We start from the raw sequence: 21,342 nt of genomic DNA on the forward strand, positions 1-21,342 counted from the left end.
GCATCCGCCAGAACAAGGAGAGCAATGTCCCACGCCCGTATCACCATCGACCGCGACTACACGATCGCCGATGTGCCCCGCAGGCTCTTCGGCTCGTTCGTCGAGCACATGGGCCGCTGCGTGTACACCGGTATCTACGAGCCCGGGCACCCCCTCGCCGACGAGCGCGGCTTCCGCAAGGACGTGCTCTCGCTGGTCAAGGAGATGGGCCCGACGGTCATCCGCTATCCAGGCGGCAACTTCGTCTCGGGCTATCTCTGGGAGGACGGCGTCGGCCCAGCGGCCGATCGCCCGACGCGCATCGACGGCGCCTGGCACACGATCGAGACCAACGCGTTCGGCCTGCACGAGTTCGTGGACTGGGCACGTGAGGCCGACGTCGAGATCATGGAGGCGATCAACCTCGGCACCCGCGGCGTCGAAGAGGCGCGTGCGCTCGTCGAGTACGCGAACCACCCCGGCGGCACCTACTGGTCGGACCTGCGCCGCAAGAACGGCGCTGCCGACCCGTTCGACATCAAGCTGTGGTGCCTGGGCAACGAGCTCGACGGTCCGTGGCAGATCGGCCACAAGACGGCGGCCGAGTACGGGCGACTCGCTCAGGAGACCGCCAAGGCGATGAAGCTCGTCGATGACTCGATCGAACTCGTCGCGGTCGGATCGTCCAACCGTCAGATGCCGACGTTCGGCACCTGGGAGCACACGGTGCTCACGCACGCGTACGACGAGGTCGACTACATCTCGATGCACGCGTACTACCAGGAGCACGACGGCGACGCCGAGTCGTTCCTCGCCGAGGCCGTCGAGATGGATGCCTTCATCGAGGGTGTCGTCGCGACGATCGACGCGGTGAAGGCTGCAGGAAAGCACACGAAGCAGGTCGACATCTCGTTCGACGAGTGGAACGTCTGGTACCAGTCGGGTCTCGACACCGAGGACCAGCCGCACCAGGTGTCGAAGTCGTGGCGCACGCATCCGCGCCTGATCGAGGACACCTATTCGGTGACAGATGCCGTCGTCGTGGGCACGTTCCTCAACAGCCTGCTGCGTCACGGCGACCGCGTGCGCATCGCCAACCAGGCGCAGCTCGTGAATGTGATCGCACCGATCCGTTCCGAAGAGGGCGGGGCGGCCTGGCGGCAGTCGACCTTCTGGCCGTTCGAGCGGATGGCACGCCTCGCCCGGGGTCAGATCCTGCGTCTCGCCGTCTCTTCATCCCAGATCAGCACCAAGCGCTACGGCGACGTGGATGCCGTCGATGCGGCCGCGACGTGGGATGAGCAGACCGGGCGTCTGGTCGTGTTCGTCGCCAACCGCTCGCTGGAGGAGTCGAACGATCTCACGATCGACCTGCGCGGGCTCGGCGATCTTCGTGTCAAGAACGCCGAGACGCTGACCGTCCCTGACGCCGGAGACCGGCACACCGCGAACCTCGAGTCCACGCCGGATGCCGTGCGCATGGTGCCGCTCGGCGCTGCGGAGGTCGTCGAGGGCGCCGTCCGCGCGACGCTGCCGCCGCTGTCGTGGTCGGTGATCGAACTCGGCTGAGGTCGCACCCGAGGTTCGAATCGCGCAAAGTGCTGCATCCGATTCAGGATGCGGCACTTTGCGCGATTCTGCCGGCACCCGGCTTCCCCGTGCCAGTCTGGAGACATGCGCATCGCTCTCACCGGATCATCCGGCAAACTCGGCACCGTCGTCGCCCGCGAACTGCGCGCGAACGGCTACGACGTGATCGGCATGGACGTCGTCGGATCACGCGGTCCTTCGTTCGTGCAGGTCGACCTCGCCGACTACGGGCAGGTGATCGACGCTCTCGGCGGAGTGGGCGACCGACACGATGGGATCGACGCGGTCGTCCATCTCGGAGCGATCCCGGCACCGGGAATCCGCAGCGACGTCGCGACCTTCCACAACAACATGGCAGCGACCTTCAACGTGTTCTGGGCGGCCGTCCGCCTCGGGATCCATCGGATCGTCTACGCATCGAGCGAGACCGTCCTGGGCCTGCCGTTCGACGTGCCACCGCCCTACATCCCCGTCGACGAGGAGTACCCGGCGCGTCCGGAGTCCGTCTACTCGCTGGTGAAGACGCTGGAGGAGCGGATGGCTGATGAGCTGGTGCGATGGCATCCGGATGTCTCGATCACCGCGCTGCGATTCTCGAACGTCATGATCCCCGAGGACTACGCCGCATTCCCGGCATTCGATGACGACGCACTGCAGCGCAAGTGGAACCTCTGGGGCTACATCGACGCGCGCGACGGTGCTCAGGCGGTCCAGCGCGCGCTCGAGGGTGCCGCACCCGGCTTCGACCAGTTCATCATCGCCGCGGCCGACACCGTGATGTCGCGTCCGAACGCCGAGCTGATCGCCGAGGTCTTCCCCGGTGTCCCCGTCACCCGGGACGTGACCGCGAACGAGACGCTGCTGTCCATCGACAAGGCGCGCCGGGTGCTCGGATACGAACCGCGGCACTCCTGGCGCGACGACGTGTGACTCCACTCGTCTTCGATGAGCCGAGTCGGCGACGTCAGCGCCTTCGGGTACTCGCTCTGACGACGAGCTCCGGTATCCGCATCGCGCTCATCACCGGCGAGTCCTCGTCCCGCAACTGAGAGAGCACGGCGGACATCAGTTCCTGGCCGACAGCGGTGAAATCCTGCCGAACGGTGGTCAGGGGCGGCGAGAAGTGCGCCGACTCCGGCACATCGTCGAACCCGACGACGCTGATGTCGTCCGGTACCCGCAGCCCGGCTTCCTGCGTCGCGTGCAGGAAGCCCAGGGCCATCTGGTCGTTGCCGACGAACACGGCCTCAGGCACCCGTTCGGCCAGGAGCTGCCGACCGATTCGGTGACCGGATCCCGAAGACCAGTCCCCGCGCAGCGGTTCAGTGACCGGCATCCCGCCGTCGGAAAGGGCGTCGTGCCATCCGCGCAGGCGCTCTTCCGCATCCATCGAGCCGGCGGGCCCGGCGATGTGAAGGATGTCGCGGTGCCCGAGCTCCTGCAGATGACCGACCGCCCGGCGTGCTCCGCCGTACTGATCGAGACTCACTCGCACACCTCGACCTCGCGGCTCGGAAGCGACCGCGATCAGGGGTACACCCAGTTCCCATCCATCGAAAGCATCGAGCACTCCCCGCTCGGCAGCGAGCAGCACGATCGCCTCCACGCTCTGGCGGATGAGCACCTCCGATGCGGAACGCAGCGTCGCGCCTTCGATGTCGGCCGGGTTCGAGGTGATGACCGCATAGCCCGCGGCGCGCGCGGATCTGTTGAAGCTGAGCACGATGCTGGACGGCCCGAAGTCCGGCAGTCCTGTCGCGACGAGCCCGATCGTGCGCGAACGCCTGGTGACCAGCGCACGGGCCGCCTGCGATGGGACGTAGTGGAGCTGGCGGATCGCCTGTTCCACGCGTTCCCGCGTGCTCGCGCGCACGTTGGGAAGGTCGTTGAGCACTCGCGAGACCGTCTGATGCGAGACACCCGCCAGACGTGCGACATCGAAGATCGTCGTCGCACTGTGCGACTGATCGTCGTTCGGACTCACCGGTTCCGCCTGCTCCCTCTGGCGTCCTGCGACGCGCTCCGTCCCCCCATTATCGTGGCGGCACTCGTGCAATCCTGGCGATCACGTCTTGCGTCTTGTGAGGACGCGCTGCAATCCGATGAACGCGAGCAGAAGGGCGCCGATGAAGATCTTCGTCCACCACGACGACAGCGTGCCCTCGAACGTGATGATCGTCTGGATGATGCCCAGCACCAGCACACCCAGCACTGAGCCCAGCACGAAGCCGTATCCGCCGGCGAGCAGCGTCCCGCCGATCACCACCGCGGCGATCGCGTCGAGCTCGGTGCCGATCGCGGTGAGCGGATAGCCGGAGAGCGTGTAGAACGAGAACAGGATGCCGGCGAGCCCCGAGCACAGACCGCTCACCGCGTACACGAGCACCTTGGTGCGCGCGACCGGCAGCCCCATCAACTGCGCGCTTTGCTCACCTCCGCCGATCGCATAGACCGTGCGGCCGAAGCGCGTCCGGTGCAGCGTCCACACCGCGATGGCCACGATCACGAGCGCGATCACGACGCTCCAGGTGATCGACATGCCGCCCCCGAGCGGTATACGCGACACTGCCAGCGCGATGAACGACTGGTCGGAGATCGAGATGGAGCTCTGGCTGATGACGTAGCAGAGACCGCGTGCGAGGAACATCGCCGCCAGCGTTGCGATGAACGGCTGCACCTTGAAGTAGTGGACCATCAATCCCACCAGGAGCCCCAGCACCGTCGTCGCGACGATGATCACGGGGATGACGATCACCGCGGGCACTCCGCTCTGCAGCAGGCTGGCGACCATCATCGTGGACAGCGCCACGACGGCGCCGACAGAGAGGTCGATGCCGCCGGTGAGGATGACGAAGGTCATTCCGACGGCCAGGACGATGAGGTACGCGTTGTCGACGAACAGGTTGAGGATCACCTGTCCAGCGAAGAACCCCGGATAGCGGATGCCGCCGACGATGAACACCACGACGAACAGGATCGCGGTCACGAGTACCGGCCCGTACTTCGGGCTGGTGAAGGCGGAGCGCGTGCTGTGCAGCATCCGTTCGAACCGAGTGGGGGCGGGTGTCTTGATCAGCGTGCTCATACCGACACCGCCTCCTTGCCTGCTCGCAGCGCGAGCCTTCGTCGGAAAGCCGCCAGCGCGTCATTGGTGGTCGGCGATTGCAGGAGGCACACGAGCGTCACGACCACGGCCTTGAACACCATCGTGATGATCGGCGGGATGCCGACGGTGTAGACCGTCGTGACGAGGGTCTGGATGACAAGAGCCCCGACCACGGTGCCCACCAGCGAGTAGCGCCCGCCGGCGAGAGACGTGCCGCCGATCACGACGGCCAGGATCGCGTCGAGCTCGATGAAGAGCGCGACGTTGTTCGCGTCGGCAGCCATCGTGTTCGCGGTGAGGATGAGTCCGCCTACGGCCGCGCACAGCGCCGCGAAGATGTAGACGAGGAACAGCAGCCCCCTGGCTCGCACGCCGGCCTGCCGAGAGGCCTCCGGGTTGATGCCCACCGCCTCGATGAGCATGCCCAGCGCGGTGCGCCGTGTGAAGAGGGCCGCGACGAGGAAGGCTCCTGCCGCCAGGTAGATCGCGACCGGCACACCCCAGATGAAGCCCGCTCCGAGCACCTTGAACGGTGCGCTGTTGACGGTGAGGATCTGCCCCTCGGTGATGAGCATCGCAGCCCCTCGCCCGGCGGTCATCAGGATGAGCGTCGCGATGATCGGCTGGATGCCCACGACGGCGACGAGGAAACCGTTCCACGCGCCGAGTACGAGCGCGATCAGGACCGCTGTGAGGATCGCGATGGCGACCGTCCCTGGGTCGGCCGGATCGGGCGCACCGAGCAGGATGCTGCATGCCACGGATCCGGCGATCGCGGCGACCGCACCGACCGACAGATCGATGCCACGGGTGGCGATGACCAGTGTCATCCCGATCGCCACGATCATCATGGGTGCGCCGTTGCGCAGGATGTCGATCAGGCTGCCGTAGAGGTTGCCGTCGCGGACGGTGATCGAGAAGAAGCCCGGGAACGCGAGCACGTTGATCACGAACAGTACGGCGAGCATCACCAGCGGCCAGAACAGGCGGCTGGCGACGATGCGGGCCAGCAGTGCGGTCATGCGGTCTCTCCGAGTTCCTCGTCCGCGTCGCCCTCGGCGATGAGAGCGAGCAGGTTGTCGATGGTCAGGTCGTCGTTCTCGAGATCGGCGACCTTGTGCCGGTCGCGCATCACGATGATCCGGTGGCTGAGCCTCAGGACCTCCTCGAGCTCCGCACTGATGAAGATCACGCTCATGCCGTTCTCGGCGAGACTGATCACGAGCTTCTGGATCTCGGCCTTCGCGCCGATGTCGATCCCGCGGGTCGGCTCGTCGAGGATCAGCAGGCGGGGTGCGACGGCGAGCCATCGTCCGAGCAGCACCTTCTGCTGGTTGCCGCCTGAGAGATTGCGTACGATCGCGTCGGGGTTGGCCGGACGGATGTGCAGTGCTTCGATATAGCTCTGCGCGAGCTCATCCTGACGCTTGCGCGGGATCGGCCGGAACCAACCCCGGTCGGCCTGCAGCGCGAGGATGATGTTGTCGCGGACGGTGAGTTCGTCGACGATGCCCTCGGCACGACGGTTCTCACTGGAGTACGCGATGCGTCGCGACAGCGCCTGGCGTGGGGTGCGAAGGCGAATGCTGTCGCCGAGGATCTCGAGCGTGCCGGTGTCCGCTCTGTCGATGCCGCCGAGAAGCCGGGCGACCTCCGTGCGGCCGGAGCCGAGCAGGCCGGCGAAGCCGACCACCTCCCCCTCGCCGATGCTGACGTCGACGGCGGAGACCGAGCCTTTCCGTCCGATGCCGGTCGCGCGCAGGAACGGAACGGACTCCGGAGTGCTCTGGTCGTTCTCGCGCACGCGCTGCTCGAGGTCCTCGAGCGTGCCGATCTCCTTTCCGATCATCTTCTGCACGAGTTCGATGCGCAGGATCTCCGGCGTCAGGTGCTCGCCGACGAGGCGCCCGTTGCGCAGCACCGTCAGACGATCCGCGATCTCGTACACCTGGTCGAGGAAGTGCGAGACGAAGAGGATGGCGACGCCGTCGTCGCGAAGATTGCGGATGATGCGGAAGAGCTCGGCCACCTCATCGGCATCGAGACTGGAGGTCGGCTCATCGAGGATGAGCACCTTGGAGTTGATGTGGATCGCGCGGGCGATCGAGATGAGCTGCTGGATCGCCAGCGAGTGGCTGCCGAGCATCGACTCCGGATCGACGTCCAGTCCGAGGGCGTCGAGGACGACGCGGCTCTGCGCGCGCATGGCTCGGTAATCGATGGAGCCCCACTTCCGCGGCTCGCGCCCCAGCATGATGTTCTCGGCGACGGAGAGATTGGGGAGGAGGTTCACCTCCTGATAGACCGTGCTGATGCCGGCATCCTGCGCCTGCGCTGTTCCGCGGAATGAGACCGGAGCGCCGTCGAAGATGATGCTTCCGGAATCGATCTGGTAAACGCCTGTCAGCGCCTTGATCAGGGTCGACTTGCCGGCCCCGTTCTCGCCCATCAGCGAGTGCACCTCTCCGGGAAACATCCGGAACGACACCTCGTCGAGGGCCTTGATACCGGGGAACGAGATCGACGCGTCGCTGATCTCGATGATCGGATCGGGGTGCTCCGCCGGCGCTGCGGGTCTGCTCAGCTCAGTCATCCTGCTTCTCCATCGAAGGGGTGAGGCCGGGGAGCGGGCGTTCGTCCGCTCCCCGGTCGGGTCGAGTTCAGTACTGACGATCGGGCAGCGCCTCGATGGCCTGCTCCTTGGTGAACGTGGTCTCTTCGGTGACGATACGCGGCTCGACGGTCCCGCCGTCGTTCAGCGTCTTCACGATGTCGACCAGTTGCTGTCCGAGCAGCGGTGAGCACTCGACGATGAAGTTGATCTTGCCGTCTGCGAGTGCCTGCATGCCGTCCTTGACCGCATCGACAGTGATGATCTTGATGTCGACGCCCGGCACGAGACCGGCCGCTTCGATCGCCTCGATGGCGCCGAGCCCCATGTCGTCGTTGTGCGCGTAGACGAGGTCGATGTCGGGGTTCGACTTGAGCAGCGCCTCCATGACCTGCAAGCCGCCGGCACGGGTGAAGTCGCCGGTCTGGCTCGCGACGATCTCGAACTTGTCGTCCTCGCCGATCACGTTCGCGAATCCTTCGGCGCGATCGATCGCCGGCGCGGCACCGGTCGTACCCTCGAGCTGGACGATCTTGACGGAATCCGCGTCCGCGAACTCCTCGACCGCCCATTCTCCGGCCTTCTCGCCCTCCTCCACGAAATCCGAACCGAGGAACGAGACGTACAGCGACTCATCCTTCGAGTCGACCGCACGGTCGGTCAGGATGACGGGGATGCCTGCGGCTTTGGCCTCATTGAGCACAGCATCCCATCCGGTCTCGACGACCGGCGAGAACGCGATGTAGTCGACGCCCTGCTGGATGTAGGAGCGGATCGCCTTGATCTGGTTCTCCTGCTTCTGCTGGGCGTCGGAGAACTTCAACTCGATACCGGCGTCTTCGAACGCGGCCTGGATGTCCTTCGTGTTCGCCGTGCGCCAACCGGACTCGGCACCGACCTGGGCGAATCCGACAACGAGCTCGTCGAGCGCCTTGGACTCTCCGCCGCCGGCGGCGTCGCTGCCCCCGCTGTCGCCACCGGACGCGCAGCCGGCGAGACCGAGCAGCAGCACGCCTGCCGCTGCGATCGAAATGAGCTTCTTCATGGGTGAACCTCCTTGTTCGTCCGGCAGCTGTTGCGGCTGGTGCTCCGCGGTGCATTCGGGCGGCCTCCGTGGCCGCAATCGAAATGTTAGCGCTCACTGTTAGCGCTCACAAGTGTGATATCACGCCCCGGAGCAACGAAACGATAACGGCGTCATGGTGAACACCGAGGGGTACTCGTCCGGCCGCAGCAGACGAGTACCCCTGAATCGACCGCGTCAGTCAGCCGATCGTGGCGAGGATGGCCTCTGCGAGCCATCGGCCGAAGCGGCGGAGTTCCGGCCCCTGATCCGCGCCCGTGAAGCCCGCGGCACGGATGAGTTCCGCATCGGGGCTGGGCTGCTCGTTGATGATCGCGACCAGTTCGAGGTAGCGCGCCTCGGTGGCGCGGTACCCGTCGTGCTGCAACGCCTCCGAAGTGATCTGGTCCACTCGGCTGTAAACGTCCGCCAACCGCTTTCGCAGGTCATCGTCGGCGACGACGCCTCCGGCAGCCGCGCTCTGCCGGACCAGCTCATCGGCGAGCAGCACCACTCGGGGATCATCGGACGTGAGTCCCGCCTCGCGAGCCGCACCGAGCTTCGGCATCAGGTCACCGCCTGCGGAGCTGATGAACTCCTGCACGGCTGGCGCCGACATCTTCCTGCCGACCTCGGTGGCATAGGTTTCACGCAGATAGGCGCGTGTCTCCTCTCGGTACTTCTCATCGCCCAGCAACTCCGAGAGGCTGATCCACGCATCGAGCTGCTCCGCGGATGGGTCCTCCGGCAGTCGCGGGTGCGCGTCTCGGATCCTCTCGACCGCGGCATCCGGAAGGCCGGCGGAGACGCTCTCCAAGAAGTCGTCGATCAGCCGCTGCCGCTCGGCGTCGGACATCGTCACGAGACGCTGCAGGAGCTTCGCGCGCTCGGAGGTGCTCTCGTTCCGCACGAGCGCACGCAGGACCGCTCTCTTCGCCTGAAGATCTCGCGCGCGGTTCTCCACGACATCGAGGTGCTCGGCCAGGAGATCACGCAATGACACGACGCCAGTGAGGAAGCGACGAATCTGATCCAGACCGGTGTCGAGATCGCGCAGGGTACGGATGAACTCGAAGCGGGCGATGGCATCCAGATCGTAGAGCCGATGCCCACCGTCTGTCTCGCCAGTGGGCCTTACGAGACCTTCGTCGGAGTAATAACGGACAGCGCTGACGCTCAGGCCTGTGCGGCGAGCGACGTCACCGATGAGATGGAGAGTGTGTTCTGTGTCGTTCATGTCCTCCACTCTGCGACCTCAAGCGGCTTGAGATGCAAGTGGCTCTCCTCACCATCATGGTCGCTGTGCGGAGAGGATCGGACTCGCGCTCATCGAACCGCCACCGCTGTCCACGACACCGCGGGCAGCGTGATGGATACGATGCCGCCAGCGATCGACGCAGACGTGTTCTCCTTCAGTCCGACGCGCTCGGGGTCCTCGAGGGTGTTGCGCGCATGGATGTCGTCGTCGTGCAGCGTCTGCGCCGAGACCACCGACACGTCACCCAGCCTGCTGACATCGATCTGCACTGTGACCGCCTCGGTGAGACTGCGGTTGACGAGGAAAACCGCGGCGTCACCGGTCTCCTCGTCGTGGGTTGCGACGGCATCCACGAGCGAGACGTCGCCGTACGCGTCGGATGCATAGGTCGGCGCCTGCAGGCGCACCTCCAGCGACCGCCCGTGTGCGAGCTGAGAGGTCAGCGCGAACGGGAAGAACGTCGTCTGCTTCCACGAGATCCCTCCGGGCTCGGTCATGATCGGCGCGATGACATTCACGAGCTGCGCGAGACTCGCCGCAGTGACCCGATCGGCGTGCCGGAGCAGCGAGATCATCAGGTTGCCGAAGACGACGGCATCCATCACCGAATAGGAATCCTCGAGCAGCCTCGGTGCCGTCGGCCAGTCTGCGACGTCGGTGATCTTGTCCACCTCGTTGTAGCGCGACTGGTACCAGACGTTCCACTCGTCGAACGAGATGTTCAGGGTCTTGTCACTGCTCCGAAGCGCCTTCACGTGATCGGCAGTCGCGACCACGGCCTCGATGAAGCGATCCATGTCGACGGCGGATGCGAGGAAGCTCGCGAAATCGTCGTTCTTCGGTTCGTAGTATGCGTGGCAGGAGATGAAGTCGACCTCGTCGTAGGTCTCCTCGAGCACGATGCGCTCCCATTCTCCGAAGGTCGGCATGTGGGCGCTGGAGCTGCCGCAGACGACCAGCTCGAGGTCCGGATCGACCTGGCGCATCGCCCTGGCGGTCTTGACCGCGATGCGGCCGTACTCCTCCGGAGTCGAATGCCCGACCTGCCATGGGCCGTCCATCTCGTTGCCGAGGCACCACATGCGGATGTTGTGCGGCTGGGGATGCCCGTTGGCGATGCGCTGATCGGACCAGAAGGTGCCGGAGGGGATGTTCGCATACTCGAGCACGTCGAGCGCCGCGTCGATCCCGCGGGTGCCGAGGTTCACTGCGTACATCAGTTCGCTGTCGACGCCCGCCGCCCAGGAGGCGAATTCGTCCAGGCCGATCTCGTTCGTCTCGGTCGAGTGCCACGCGAGATCCAGGCGCTTCGGTCGGTCCTCGCGCGGTCCTACGCCGTCCTCCCAGCGGTAGCCGGAGACGAAGTTGCCGCCCGGGTATCGGATGGTGCTCACGCCCAATTCGCGGATGAGCTCTGCCACATCGGTGCGGAATCCATCCGCATCGGCAGTGGGGTGGCCGGGTTCGTAGATGCCGCCGTAGACACAGCGGCCGAGGTGCTCCACGAAGGATCCGAACAGTCGTCGGTTGACATCGCCGACTGTGAAGTGCGGATCGATGGTGAGGCTTGCGTTGATCATTTTCACCTTCTATTTGAGGCTTCCGATGGAGAGGCCGCCCTGCCAGTACTTCTGGAGGGTGAGGAATGCGATGACCAGAGGGATCACCGACACGAGAGAGCCGAGGATGATGACGCTCCACAGCGACGTCCCCCCGGCGTTGTTCGCCGATGCGATGCCCTGCCACATGCCGATCCCGACCGTGACGGGGAAGAGCCTGTTGTCCGAGAGCATCGCCAGCGGCAGGAAGTAGTTGTTCCATGACGCGACGACGGAGAGCAGCAGCACCGTGACGATCGCGGGGCGCATCAGTGGCAACGAGACCTGCAGGAAGGTGCGCATCTCGCCCGCACCGTCGACGCGTGCCGCATCGAGGAGCTCGTCCGGCACGGCTTCTCGGGTGTAGATGTGCATGAGATACACGCCGAACGGGTTCAGCAGCGTCGGGAGGATGACGGCCCAGATCGTGTTAGTCAGACCGAGCTGGGAGAACAGGATGAACGTCGGAATCACGAGTGCCGTCGTCGGGACCATGACCGATCCGAGCAGAACCGCGAAGCTGAAGTTCCTGCCGCGGAAGCGGAACTTCGCGAAGCCGTAGCCCGCGGTCACTGCGAGAATCGTCGCACCGATCCCGCCCACGAAGGCATAGAGCGCAGAGTTCAGCAGCCAACGCGCATAGATGCCGTTCTGGTACGTGAACAGGTCGACCAGGTTGCCCCAGTAGTCGATGTCCGAGGTGAACCAGAGCGAGCTCGTGCCACCGAAGAGACCGGCGGCATCCTTCGAGCTGTTGACGATCACCCACCAGAACGGCACGAGGAAGTAGACCAGCAGGAAACCGAGGAGCACCTGTAGCGGGAGATGCTTACGACGATTCGTCGAACGGCGAGAGGCGGAGAGTGTGGTCATGCGAGGAAGCTCCCGCGCTTTCGAGTGATGAACATGAAGATGTAGACGCACACGAACACGACGGCGCCGAGGGCGAACGAGATCGCCGAGCCGTAGTTGTAGTTCGCGAGGGCGAATGCCTGCTGATACGCGTACATGTTCGGAGTGAAGTCGGAAGGTATCGCGCCGGATGCCAGATATCGCAGGATCTGCGGCTCATTGAAGAACTGCAGCGTGCCTATCAGTGCGAACACCAGGATCAGCACCAGCGCCGGAGCGATGAGCGGGATCTTGATCCGCAGATTGATCTGCCATCCGCTCGCCCCGTCGATGCGCGCGGCCTCGTACAGCGTCGGGTCGATGCCCTGCAGCGCGGCGTAGATGATGATCATGTAGTAGCCGGCCCACTGCCAGGTGACGATGTTCAGCAGTCCGAAGAAGATGAGCTCGCGGCTGAGGAAGTCCGGCCCCGCCATTCCGAACGCACCGAAGATCTCAGCCATCGGGCCGAAGCTCTTGCTGTAGAGGAATCCCCACATCAGCGCCCCGATCACGGCGGGGATCGCATACGGCAAGAAGATCATCAGGCGCGAGAACCGCGCGAACCGGGTGACGACAGCATCGAGGATCAGGGCGACGCCGAGCGACACGATCATCTGCAGCGGGATGAGCACGGCGGAGAAGGCGATGACGAACCAGATGCCGTCGAGGAAGTTCTCGTCGGTGAACGCCTTGATGTAGTTGTCGAAAAGCACGAAGTTCGTGCCGCCGATCAGTCTGGTCTGGAACAGACTCAGATAGAGCGCGTAGAACAACGGCAGGACGAGCAGCGCGATGAACACGATCGCGAACGGCGCGACGAACGCCCAGCCGACGCGATTCTGCTTGTTCACGCGTCGCCGTCGGTGATGACGGCGTGGGGCGGCTACATCGGGCTGGGCCGCTGTGTCAACTGTCATGGGTGACTCCTGAGTGTGAGAGGAACGGGAAGACGCACGGTGGGCCACCCCGCCGGGCGGGATGGCCCACCGTGCTGTCGGGTCACTCGACCGTGAAGCCCTGTTCCTCCGCGTACGAGACGACCGCCTCCTGCAGACGATCAGCCGCCTCCGAGCCGGTGATCGACCCGTCGTTGACGGATGCCAGCTGCTCGTTGAACGCATCGAAGTAGAAGGCTCCGAACGGCGTGTACGTCATGCCCGTGTACTCGTTGGCCGCTGGCACGTACACCTCCTTGTTCGCCTGCTGTCCCCCGAAGAACGGCACCTCGTAGTCGACGAACTCCGGCGCATTGAGCGCGTTGAGGTTCAGTGGGAAGATCACCTGGTTCTGCCAGCCGTCGGTCAGCGAGGCCTCGTCCGCGTAGACGCCGAAGGCGGCCTTCGCAGCGAGTTCAGGGTCGGAGGCCTGGCTCGTTACCGAGAAGGCCGATCCACCCCAGTTCACGAATGTCGGGTTCGCTGCGTCCCACTGCGGCAGCGGTGCGGTCGCCCATACGCCGGCATCCTCGCCCTCGCCCACACCGGCTCCAGTGAGATATCCCGGTGCCCATGCGGCGGAGATGTACGTCGCGTAGTCGCCGCCGATCACACCGGCGATGTACTCGGGCGTGAACTGGTCCTGCGTTCCGACCAGACCCTTCTCCACGAGGCCGCCCCAGTAGTCGAGCACCTCCTTGGATGCGTCATCGTTCAGCGTGATCCCGATGTTCTCCGGGCTCGCCGAGTCGTAGACGAATGGCTCTGCGCCGTTCTGGTACTGCAGCGCCATCATGACCGCAGGGGTGTTGGCTCCGAGATCGCCGAACAATGGGCCGCCGGCATCCTTGACCTTCTGTGCGGCAGCCTCGTACTCGGCCCACGTGGTGGGAGGCGTGATGCCGTACTGCTCGAAGATGTCCTTGCGGTAGATCATGCCCATCGGGCCGCCGTCGACGGGCACTCCGTACACGCCCTCGCCGACCGAGACGTCCTTCCAGGCCCCTTCGCTGTAGTCGTCCTTGACGTCTTCATAGCCGAACTCGGCGATGTCGACGATCGCCTCCTGAACCTGGAAGGTCGGGATGCGGTCGGCCTCGATCATGATCACATCGGGGGCACCTGTTCCCGCGGTGATCGCGGTCTGGAACTTGTCGTACTCGTCGCCGCCCTGGCCTGCGTTGGTCCAGCAGACCTGGACCTCGTCGCTCTGCTCGTTGAAGTTGTCGATCACGAGCTCCATGTTCGGATACCACGCCCACATCGTGACGACGGGCAGGTCCTTCTTCGGAATCGTGTTGGTGCAGTTCGTCGCTTCGCTGCCGCCACCCTCGTTCGCATCACCGCCATCGGCGCACGATGCGAGTGCGCCGGCGAGTACGAGCGTGATCGCCGCAGCGAGAATCGGTTTCCTCTTCACTGTGTTTCCCTTCAGGGCTGGACTTCATTGTCGGTGCCGTTCACGTCATCGGGTGGCGTGAGACGATCGTATTTACAACGTTGTATTCATACGTTGTGAAGAGAGTAGCGCAGCGGTGCACATCGGTGTCAATACCTCTACGCGAAGCTCTGCCCGTCTGGCTCACCGGTGGGCATGTCGGACCGGTGAGAGCAGCGAAGCTAGAGTGTGGGGAGCGCGGGGCCAGTCGCGCTGTCGCGACGATGGGTGGGCATGATGGGTTCGACGATGCACGACGTCGCGCGAGTCGCCGGTGTATCGATCAAGACCGTGTCGAACGTCATCAACGACTACCCGCACGTCCGCCCCGACACCCGTGATCGAGTCCTGGCTGCGATCGAAGAGCTCGACTACCGCCCGAATCTCTCGGCGCGAGGTCTCCGCTCCGGTCGCACGGGAGTCATCGGCCTCGCAGTCCCCGCACTCCGCGAGAACTACTTCGCCGAACTCGCCGATGCGATCATCCGAGCAGCGGATGCCCGTGGCCTCGGCGTGGTCGTCGAGCAGACCAGCGGCGACAGGGAGCGCGAGCTCCAGGTCGTCAGCGGCGGACGACTCCGGCTCACCGACGGCTTGATGTTCAGCCCGTCGGCGCTCGGCCAGAAGGATGCCGAATCGTTGAGCACCGACTTCCCCCTGGTACTGCTGGGTGAGCGGATATTCAACGGGCCCACCGACCATGTCGCCATGCACAACACCTCGTCTGCACGTGCGGCCGTGGAACATCTCCTCGACATCGGGCGACGGAGGATCGCGATCATCGGGGCCGAATCCGACCGGGGCGATGAAGTCAGCTCAGCGAGCTTGCGCCTGGACGGTTACCTCCAGGCTCTCGAGGGCGCCGGCATCGATAGCGACCGAACGCTGATCCGCCCGAGCGCCCACTGGAGCCACTCCGCCGGAGCCTCGACCACCCGTCAGCTGATCGACGAGAAGATTCCGTTCGACGCCGTCTTCGCCCTCAACGACACGTTGGGGCTCGGCGCGCTGAGGGCACTCGGCGAAGCGGGCCTGAGCGTCCCGGGCGATGTCGCCGTCATCGGCTTCGACAACATCGACGAGGCGCGCTTCTCGGTCCCGTCGATGTCGAGTGTGGATGTCGGAAGCGAGCAGATCGCCGCCACGGCGGTCGACCTGCTGATCGAGCGCATCGCGGAGAAAGGACCTCGCAGGCCTCCGCGCACTGTGAAACCGGACTTCCGCATCATCCGACGCGAGTCCACCGGATTCTCCGGCAACGGGCGCTAGGGCGCGCGTTCAGAGCCGCTCGAGGATCATCGCGTTGGCCATGCCGCCGCCTTCGCACATCGTCTGCAGCCCGTAGCGACCACCGGTCGCTTCGAGGTGATCGACGAGCGTGCCGAGCAGCCGCGTGCCGGAGGAGCCGAGCGCGTGACCGAGAGCGATCGCCCCGCCGCGCGGGTTCAGCTTCGCGGCATCCGCCCCCAACTCCGCAGCCCAGGCGAGCGGGACGGAGGCGAAGGCCTCGTTGACCTCGTAGGCATCGAGTTCGCCGATGGTGAGTCCGGTGCGATCCAGGATCCGGCGCGTGGCGGGAATCGGACCGGTGAGCATCATCATCGGGTCATCCCCCACGACGGCGAAGGCGTGGAATCGGGCTCGTGGGCGGATGCCCAGAGACTCGGCCCGTTCGGCGCTCATCAGCAGGGCTGCAGACGCACCATCGGTGAGCGGGGAGGAGTTGCCCGGTGTGATGCTCCACGTCAGATCCGGAAACCGTGCCGCCAGGGCATCGGTCCGGAACGCAGGTGGGAGCCCGGCGAGCTTCTCTGCCGTTGTTCCCGCCCGCACTGTTTCATCGGTTCGAGCATCCTGCACCTCCTCGACGGCGACGATCGTGCCATCGAAGAAGCCATCGGCCCAGGCCTGGGCTGCGCGACGGTGCGACTCGGCCGCATACTCGTCGAGATCGTCACGGCTGAAGCCCCAGCGCTGCGCGATCAGTTCGGCGGAGACGCCCTGGTTCACCAGGCCGTCGGGGTAGCGGGCGCGCAGTCGCGGCGACATCGGTGATCCGCTTGCGGCGGAGGAGCCGAGCGGCACACGGCTCATCGACTCGACTCCGCCCACCAGCACTGCGTCGTAAGCGCCGGCCATGATCCCCTGTGCGGCGATGTGCACGGCCTGCTGACTCGATCCGCACTGGCGGTCGATGGTCGCGCCCGGGAGCGTCTCATCGAATCCCGCAGCCAGAACCGCCTGTCGGGCGATGTTCATCGACTGCTCTCCGACCTGACTGACGCAGCCGAGCAGCACGTCGTCGATCTGCCGCGACTCCAGAGAGTTGCGTTCGAGAATCGCCTTCAAGACCCCTGCCGCGAGGTCGACCGGATGCACCTCGCTCAGAGCACCGCCGGGTTTGCCTCGCCCCACCGGGGTGCGGACGACGTCGACCAGAACCGCTTCGTTGCGCTCAGTCATGATTCCTCTGCCGGCGGATCAGCCGGCCGCTTCCTCCGGTCGCTCCTGCACCTCGACGGCCGCCGTGTCCGGCTCGTACTCCTCGATATGCCGCTCATCCGGTCCGTTGTACGCCGACAGCGGTCGGATCAACGCGTTGGAGGCCTGCTGCTCGAGGATGTGCGCGGTCCAGCCGGTGATGCGCGACGCGACGAACAACGGGGTGAACGTGAGGGTGTCGTAGCCGATCAGGTTGTACGCCGGTCCGGACGGATAGTCGAGATTGGGGTAGATGCCCTTGCGTGAGACGAACTCGCTCTCGAGCGTCTCGTAGAGCTTTGCCACGTCCGGACGGTCGTAGTGCGCGACCAGCGAGTCGAGCGCCGCCTTCATGGTCGGAACACGCGAGTCGCCGCGCTTGTACACGCGATGGCCGAAGCCCATGATCTTGCGCTTCTCGGCGAGCGCGGTGTCCAGCCAACCTTCAACCTGATCAGCCGAACCGATCTCGTCGAAGATGTGCATCACCGCTTCGTTCGCCCCGCCGTGCAGCGGGCCCTTCAGCGCACCGATCGCGCCGACGACGGCGGAGTACAGGTCGCTCAGCGTCGAGGTGATGACACGAGCCGTGAACGTCGACGCGTTGAACGAGTGCTCCGCGTACAGGATCATCGAGCGGTTGAACGCATCGACGACCACAGCACCCGGCTCCTCGCCGAACGTCAGCCACAGGAAGTTCGCCGCATAGTCGAGGTCATCTCGCGACTCGACCGCTTCCAGCCCGCGGCGACGACGCTGCCCGTACGAGACGATCGCCGGCAGCGCGGCGAACAGTTGCAGGCTGCGCCGCAGATTCTCCTCAGGGGTGCCGACGGCATCCAGCACGTTGCTGATGCCGGCCGTCTCGATGGCGCCGATCACACTCACCGCGGTGCGCACCTCGTCCATCGGGTGCGAGTCCAGCGGCAGACGGTCGATCGCGTCCTTCACCTCTGGTGCGAGCGCGCGATGCTCGCGCTCGGTCGCACGCAGCTGCGCCAATTCTGCGGCAGAGGGCAGCTCGCCGTGCCACAGCAGATAGGCCACCGCCTCGAACGGTTGGGTCGCCGCCAGCTCCTGCACCGGGTATCCGCGGTACAGCAGACTGTTCGTCTCAGGGTTGACCTTGCTCACCGCCGTCTCGTCGGCGATGACCCCTGCGAGGCCCTTCTTGATCTCGTTGTCAGCCACTGCTCACTCCTTCGTAACGGTGAAGTTGAAGACGCCGGAGTCGAAGTGGTTGTACGACTCGTAGTCGATGAGGTCGTAGAGGTCGGCGCGGTGCTGCATCTCGCCGAGCTTCGAGGTCAAATGCCCCTCATCGTTCAGCGTATCGAGTGCGCGGCCCGTCGCGCCCATCGCGATGCGCAGCATCGACACCGGCCAGATGACGATGTTCACACCGACATCGCGCAGCTGGTCGACGGAGAAGAGGTCTGATTTCCCGAACTCGGTCATGTTCGCGAGGATCGGCACGTCGACGGCATCCCTGATCGCCGCGAACTCCTCCAGCGACCGCATCGCCTCGGGGAAGACAGCATCGGCACCGGCATCCACCAACGCCTTGGCGCGGTCCTTCGCAGCCTCCAGCCCATCGACAGCGGCGATGTCGGTGCGCGCCATGATGAGGAAGTTCTCGTCACGGCGCGCGTCGGCGGCGGCACGGATGCGCTTGATCGCGGTCTGCTCGTCGACCACTGCCTTGCCGTCGAGGTGACCGCACCGCTTCGGGTTGATCTGGTCTTCGATGTGGGCTCCGGCGAGGCCGGCATCCTCGAGGGTCTGGATCGTGCGAGCGACGTTCATCGGCTCTCCGAATCCGGTGTCGGCATCGATGATCGCGGGCAGTTCGGTCATCCGCGCGATCTGCTGGCCGCGCCCGGCGACCTCCGTGAGCGTCGTCAGCCCGATGTCGGGCAGGCCGAGGTCGGCGGAGAGCACGGCCCCGGAGATGTAGACGCCCTCGAACCCCTTCTGCTCGATGAGCCGGGCACTCAGCGGATTGAAAGCGCCGGGGAACCGCAGCAGCTCGCCCGTCGCGAGGCGCTCCCGGAACAGTCGCCGCTTCTCAGCGGGCGTGATGGTGGAGTACAGCATCAGAACAGCCCCTTGGTGGTCGGATCGGATGCCACGACACCGGGCTTCGCGATTATCGAGAGCTCTGCGACCTCCGCCGCCGTCAGCTCAGGCAGGCGCTGCACCAGCGAGAGGAATCGCTCGATCTCGGCCTCATCCAGCACCGGCCCGGCCAGCAGGCGGAACTTGGCGATGTAGTTCTCGCGGGCGAACGGCCGCGCGCCGAGTGGGTGGGCGTCGGCGACGGCGATCTCGTCGATGATCTTCGTGCCGTCGGCGAGTGCGATCTCGACGCGACCGCCGAACGCCTTCTCGCTGATGTCGTTCGAGTGGTAGCGGCGCGTCCACTCCGCATCCTCGAGAGTGGTGACCTTGTTCCACAGCTCGATCGTGTCGGACCGACCGGCCCGTTCGGGCGTGTACGAGTCGACGTGGTGCCAGCTGCCATCCTGCAGCGCGACGGTGAAGATGTAGGGGATCGAGTGGTCGAGCGTCTCGCGCGACGCGGTCGGGTCGTACTTCTGCGGGTCGCCTGCGCCCGAGCCGATCACGCAGTGCGTGTGGTGGCTCGTGTGGAGTACCACGGACTCGATCTTCGAGGTGTCGACGCCTTCATTGTGCAGCTTTCGCGCCAGGTCGATCCACGCCTGCGCCTGATACTCCGCGGAATGCTCCTTCGTATACGTGTCGAGGATCGCCCGCTTGGCCTCACCTGCGGCAGGCAGCGGCACTTCGTACGAAGCATCCGGCCCGTCCAGCATCCAGGCGATCACGCCGTCCTCGCCTTCGTAGATGGGCGACGGGCTGGTCTGGCCGCGCATGGCCCGGTCGACGGCTTCGACCGCCATCTTCCCGGCGAATGCGGGCGCGTGCGCCTTCCACGTCGAGATCTCGCCCTTCCGGCTCTGCCGAGTGGCGGTCGTGGTGTGCAGAGCCTGACTGACGGCCTGGTAGATCGTCTCGGCGTCGAGGCCGAGAAGCGTGCCGATCCCGGCAGCGGCCGAGGGACCGAGGTGAGCGACGTGGTCGATCTTGTGCTTGTGCAGGCAGATCGCCTTCACCAGGTCGACCTGGATCTCGTAGCCGGTCGCGATGCCGCGCACGAGCGCACGCCCGTCGGCGCCGACGTGCTGCGCGACGGCGAGGATCGGCGGGATGTTGTCGCCGGGGTGCGAGTACTCGGCGGCGAGGAACGTGTCGTGGTAGTCGAGTTCGCGCACGGCGACACCGTTCGCCCATGCGGCCCACTCCGGGCTGGTGCGTCGCTCGAGCGGCGCACCGAACACGTTCGCGCCGTTGCCACCGGTCGAGGCCGGGTGGCTGAACGCCTGGTCACGGGCCGCGATGATCGGGCCCCGGGTGAGGGATGCCGCAGCGACGGACGCATTGTCGATGATGCGGTTGATGACCATGTCGACGACGTCCTGCTCGACCTCGACGGCATCAGTCGCGACCTCTGCGATCTTCCAGGCGAGCTGCTGCTCTCGGGGCAGATCTTCTTCGCTCTTGTAGACACGGACGTGGTGGTTGACGGTCATGACTGTCCTCTGTTCTGAGTGATGTCGGGGTTCTGGATGCTGTCGAGGATGCTTGTGAGCGCATTGCGCAGATGCACGTGCGTGGCGTGGGCCGCGAGGTCGCCGTCGCGCTCGGCGAGCGCTTCTGCGATGAGCCGGTGCTCGGCGACCGATGCGGCGAGCCGCGCAGGATTGTCGCGCGACAATCGGCGCACGCGCACCAGGTGGGTTCGCACGGTGCGCAGGGCCGCAGCGATGTAGTCGTTGTCGACGGCGGCATCGACGGCGGCGTCGAAGCGGGCGATGAGCGCGTAGTAGTCCGCTCGTCCTGTGGCGGCGTCGAGAGATGCTCCAGCATCCGCGAACTCTGCAGCGAGCCCGGCGAACAGCGCCGCATCACCGCGTACGGCGGCGAGGCGCGCCGCCGATTCCTCGAGCGCGCGTCGGATCTCGAAAAGCGAGCGGATGTCGTCGGCATCGATGTCGGTCACGACCGTGACCCGCGGAGACTGCTGTTCGACCAGGCCGTCGGCGCTGAGCTGCTGCAGCGCCTCGCGCAGCGGAGTGCGACTCACGCCGAGCCTCGCCGCCTGCTCGACCTCCGCCAGAACAGTTCCCGGGGCGAGGGCGCCGGACTGGATTTCCTCCAGCAGCGTCGCATAAGCGCGATCGCTGGCTCTGGTTCGCTCGACTGCGGTGCTCACGGCATTAGTGTATACATAAATCACCGCAGCGGGCATTTCCGTCACTCAGCACCCGCGCAACGTATACAGACGCGGTGCCGGCGCTCCCGGCG

General features: G+C 65.5%; 18 protein-coding genes. 3 read left to right on the forward strand and 15 right to left on the reverse strand.

Features of this window, described 5'->3' with window-relative positions; all coding sequences use genetic code 11:
• Positions 1-24 precede the first annotated feature (24 nt).
• Together arfA (QFZ46_RS05360) and QFZ46_RS05365 are read left to right on the forward strand one after the other, a co-directional pair.
• The gene (gene arfA, locus QFZ46_RS05360) at positions 25-1,548 is read left to right on the forward strand and encodes an arabinosylfuranosidase ArfA (protein ID WP_307359092.1); all 1,524 of its coding nucleotides are present in this window, start codon (positions 25-27) and stop codon (positions 1,546-1,548) included.
• A gap of 105 nt (positions 1,549-1,653) precedes the next feature.
• A complete protein-coding gene (locus QFZ46_RS05365) occupies positions 1,654-2,499 on the forward strand; it encodes an NAD-dependent epimerase/dehydratase family protein (RefSeq protein ID WP_307359094.1) in 846 nt (281 codons plus the stop codon).
• A gap of 34 nt (positions 2,500-2,533) precedes the next feature.
• Here QFZ46_RS05365 and QFZ46_RS05370 read toward each other — a convergent pair whose 3' ends face one another.
• From QFZ46_RS05370 to QFZ46_RS05415, 10 genes are all read right to left on the reverse strand, one after another.
• Positions 2,534-3,553, reverse strand: a complete 1,020-nt coding sequence (locus tag QFZ46_RS05370; protein ID WP_307359096.1) for a LacI family DNA-binding transcriptional regulator — start codon at positions 3,551-3,553, stop codon at positions 2,534-2,536.
• 81 nt (positions 3,554-3,634) lie between these two features.
• Complete coding sequence (yjfF, locus tag QFZ46_RS05375) at positions 3,635-4,654, reverse strand: galactofuranose ABC transporter, permease protein YjfF (protein ID WP_307359098.1); 1,020 nt, start codon at positions 4,652-4,654, stop codon at positions 3,635-3,637.
• Positions 4,651-5,697, reverse strand: a complete 1,047-nt coding sequence (locus tag QFZ46_RS05380; RefSeq protein ID WP_307359100.1) for an ABC transporter permease — start codon at positions 5,695-5,697, stop codon at positions 4,651-4,653. Before QFZ46_RS05380 ends, yjfF begins: the two co-directional genes overlap by 4 nt.
• Positions 5,694-7,268, reverse strand: a complete 1,575-nt coding sequence (locus tag QFZ46_RS05385; RefSeq protein WP_307359101.1) for a sugar ABC transporter ATP-binding protein — start codon at positions 7,266-7,268, stop codon at positions 5,694-5,696. Before QFZ46_RS05385 ends, QFZ46_RS05380 begins: the two co-directional genes overlap by 4 nt.
• A gap of 67 nt (positions 7,269-7,335) precedes the next feature.
• A complete protein-coding gene (locus QFZ46_RS05390; RefSeq protein ID WP_307359103.1) occupies positions 7,336-8,331 on the reverse strand; it encodes an ABC transporter substrate-binding protein in 996 nt (331 codons plus the stop codon).
• Between the two features lie 220 nt (positions 8,332-8,551).
• Positions 8,552-9,586, reverse strand: a complete 1,035-nt coding sequence (locus tag QFZ46_RS05395) for a helix-turn-helix domain-containing protein (protein ID WP_307359105.1) — start codon at positions 9,584-9,586, stop codon at positions 8,552-8,554.
• Between the two features lie 89 nt (positions 9,587-9,675).
• Entirely contained in the window at positions 9,676-11,187 is a 1,512-nt protein-coding gene (gene arfA, locus QFZ46_RS05400) for an arabinosylfuranosidase ArfA (RefSeq protein ID WP_307359107.1), read from the reverse strand.
• Positions 11,188-11,196: 9 nt separating this feature from the next.
• Positions 11,197-12,078, reverse strand: coding sequence for a carbohydrate ABC transporter permease (locus QFZ46_RS05405; protein ID WP_307359109.1), 882 nt, complete (start codon positions 12,076-12,078; stop codon positions 11,197-11,199).
• Positions 12,075-13,016 carry a carbohydrate ABC transporter permease gene (locus tag QFZ46_RS05410; protein WP_307359111.1) on the reverse strand — a complete coding sequence of 314 codons (942 nt, stop codon included), beginning with the start codon at positions 13,014-13,016 and terminating at the stop codon, positions 12,075-12,077. Before QFZ46_RS05410 ends, QFZ46_RS05405 begins: the two co-directional genes overlap by 4 nt.
• An 82-nt stretch (positions 13,017-13,098) precedes the next feature.
• Positions 13,099-14,454: an ABC transporter substrate-binding protein gene (locus QFZ46_RS05415; RefSeq protein ID WP_307359113.1), complete on the reverse strand. Its 1,356-nt coding sequence runs from the start codon at positions 14,452-14,454 to the stop codon at positions 13,099-13,101.
• A 255-nt stretch (positions 14,455-14,709) separates the two neighbouring features.
• On the opposite strand from QFZ46_RS05415, the gene QFZ46_RS05420 reads away from it, so the two are divergent.
• Positions 14,710-15,741, forward strand: a complete 1,032-nt coding sequence (locus QFZ46_RS05420) for a LacI family DNA-binding transcriptional regulator (protein WP_373457667.1) — start codon at positions 14,710-14,712, stop codon at positions 15,739-15,741.
• A gap of 9 nt (positions 15,742-15,750) precedes the next feature.
• On the opposite strand, the gene QFZ46_RS05425 is transcribed toward QFZ46_RS05420, so the two are convergent.
• From QFZ46_RS05425 to QFZ46_RS05445, 5 genes are read right to left on the reverse strand one after another with little or no spacing between them, the layout of a single operon-like run.
• Positions 15,751-16,935 (reverse strand): thiolase family protein, encoded by a 1,185-nt coding sequence (locus tag QFZ46_RS05425; protein ID WP_307359117.1) that lies wholly within the window; start codon positions 16,933-16,935, stop codon positions 15,751-15,753.
• An 18-nt stretch (positions 16,936-16,953) separates the two neighbouring features.
• Positions 16,954-18,144 carry a bifunctional 2-methylcitrate synthase/citrate synthase gene (locus QFZ46_RS05430; RefSeq protein WP_307359119.1) on the reverse strand — a complete coding sequence of 397 codons (1,191 nt, stop codon included), beginning with the start codon at positions 18,142-18,144 and terminating at the stop codon, positions 16,954-16,956.
• A 3-nt stretch (positions 18,145-18,147) separates the two neighbouring features.
• Positions 18,148-19,050 (reverse strand): methylisocitrate lyase, encoded by a 903-nt coding sequence (gene prpB / locus QFZ46_RS05435; RefSeq protein WP_307359120.1) that lies wholly within the window; start codon positions 19,048-19,050, stop codon positions 18,148-18,150.
• Complete coding sequence (locus tag QFZ46_RS05440) at positions 19,050-20,567, reverse strand: MmgE/PrpD family protein (protein WP_307359123.1); 1,518 nt, start codon at positions 20,565-20,567, stop codon at positions 19,050-19,052. Before QFZ46_RS05440 ends, prpB begins: the two co-directional genes overlap by 1 nt.
• Positions 20,564-21,286, reverse strand: coding sequence for a GntR family transcriptional regulator (locus QFZ46_RS05445; RefSeq protein WP_307364503.1), 723 nt, complete (start codon positions 21,284-21,286; stop codon positions 20,564-20,566). The genes QFZ46_RS05440 and QFZ46_RS05445 overlap by 4 nt, the downstream gene beginning before the upstream one ends.
• Between the last annotated feature and the right edge of the window lie 56 nt (positions 21,287-21,342).

The sequence above is a fragment of the Microbacterium murale genome (assembly GCF_030815955.1).
In the GTDB taxonomy this organism is placed as follows: Bacteria; Actinomycetota; Actinomycetes; order Actinomycetales; family Microbacteriaceae; genus Microbacterium; species Microbacterium murale_A.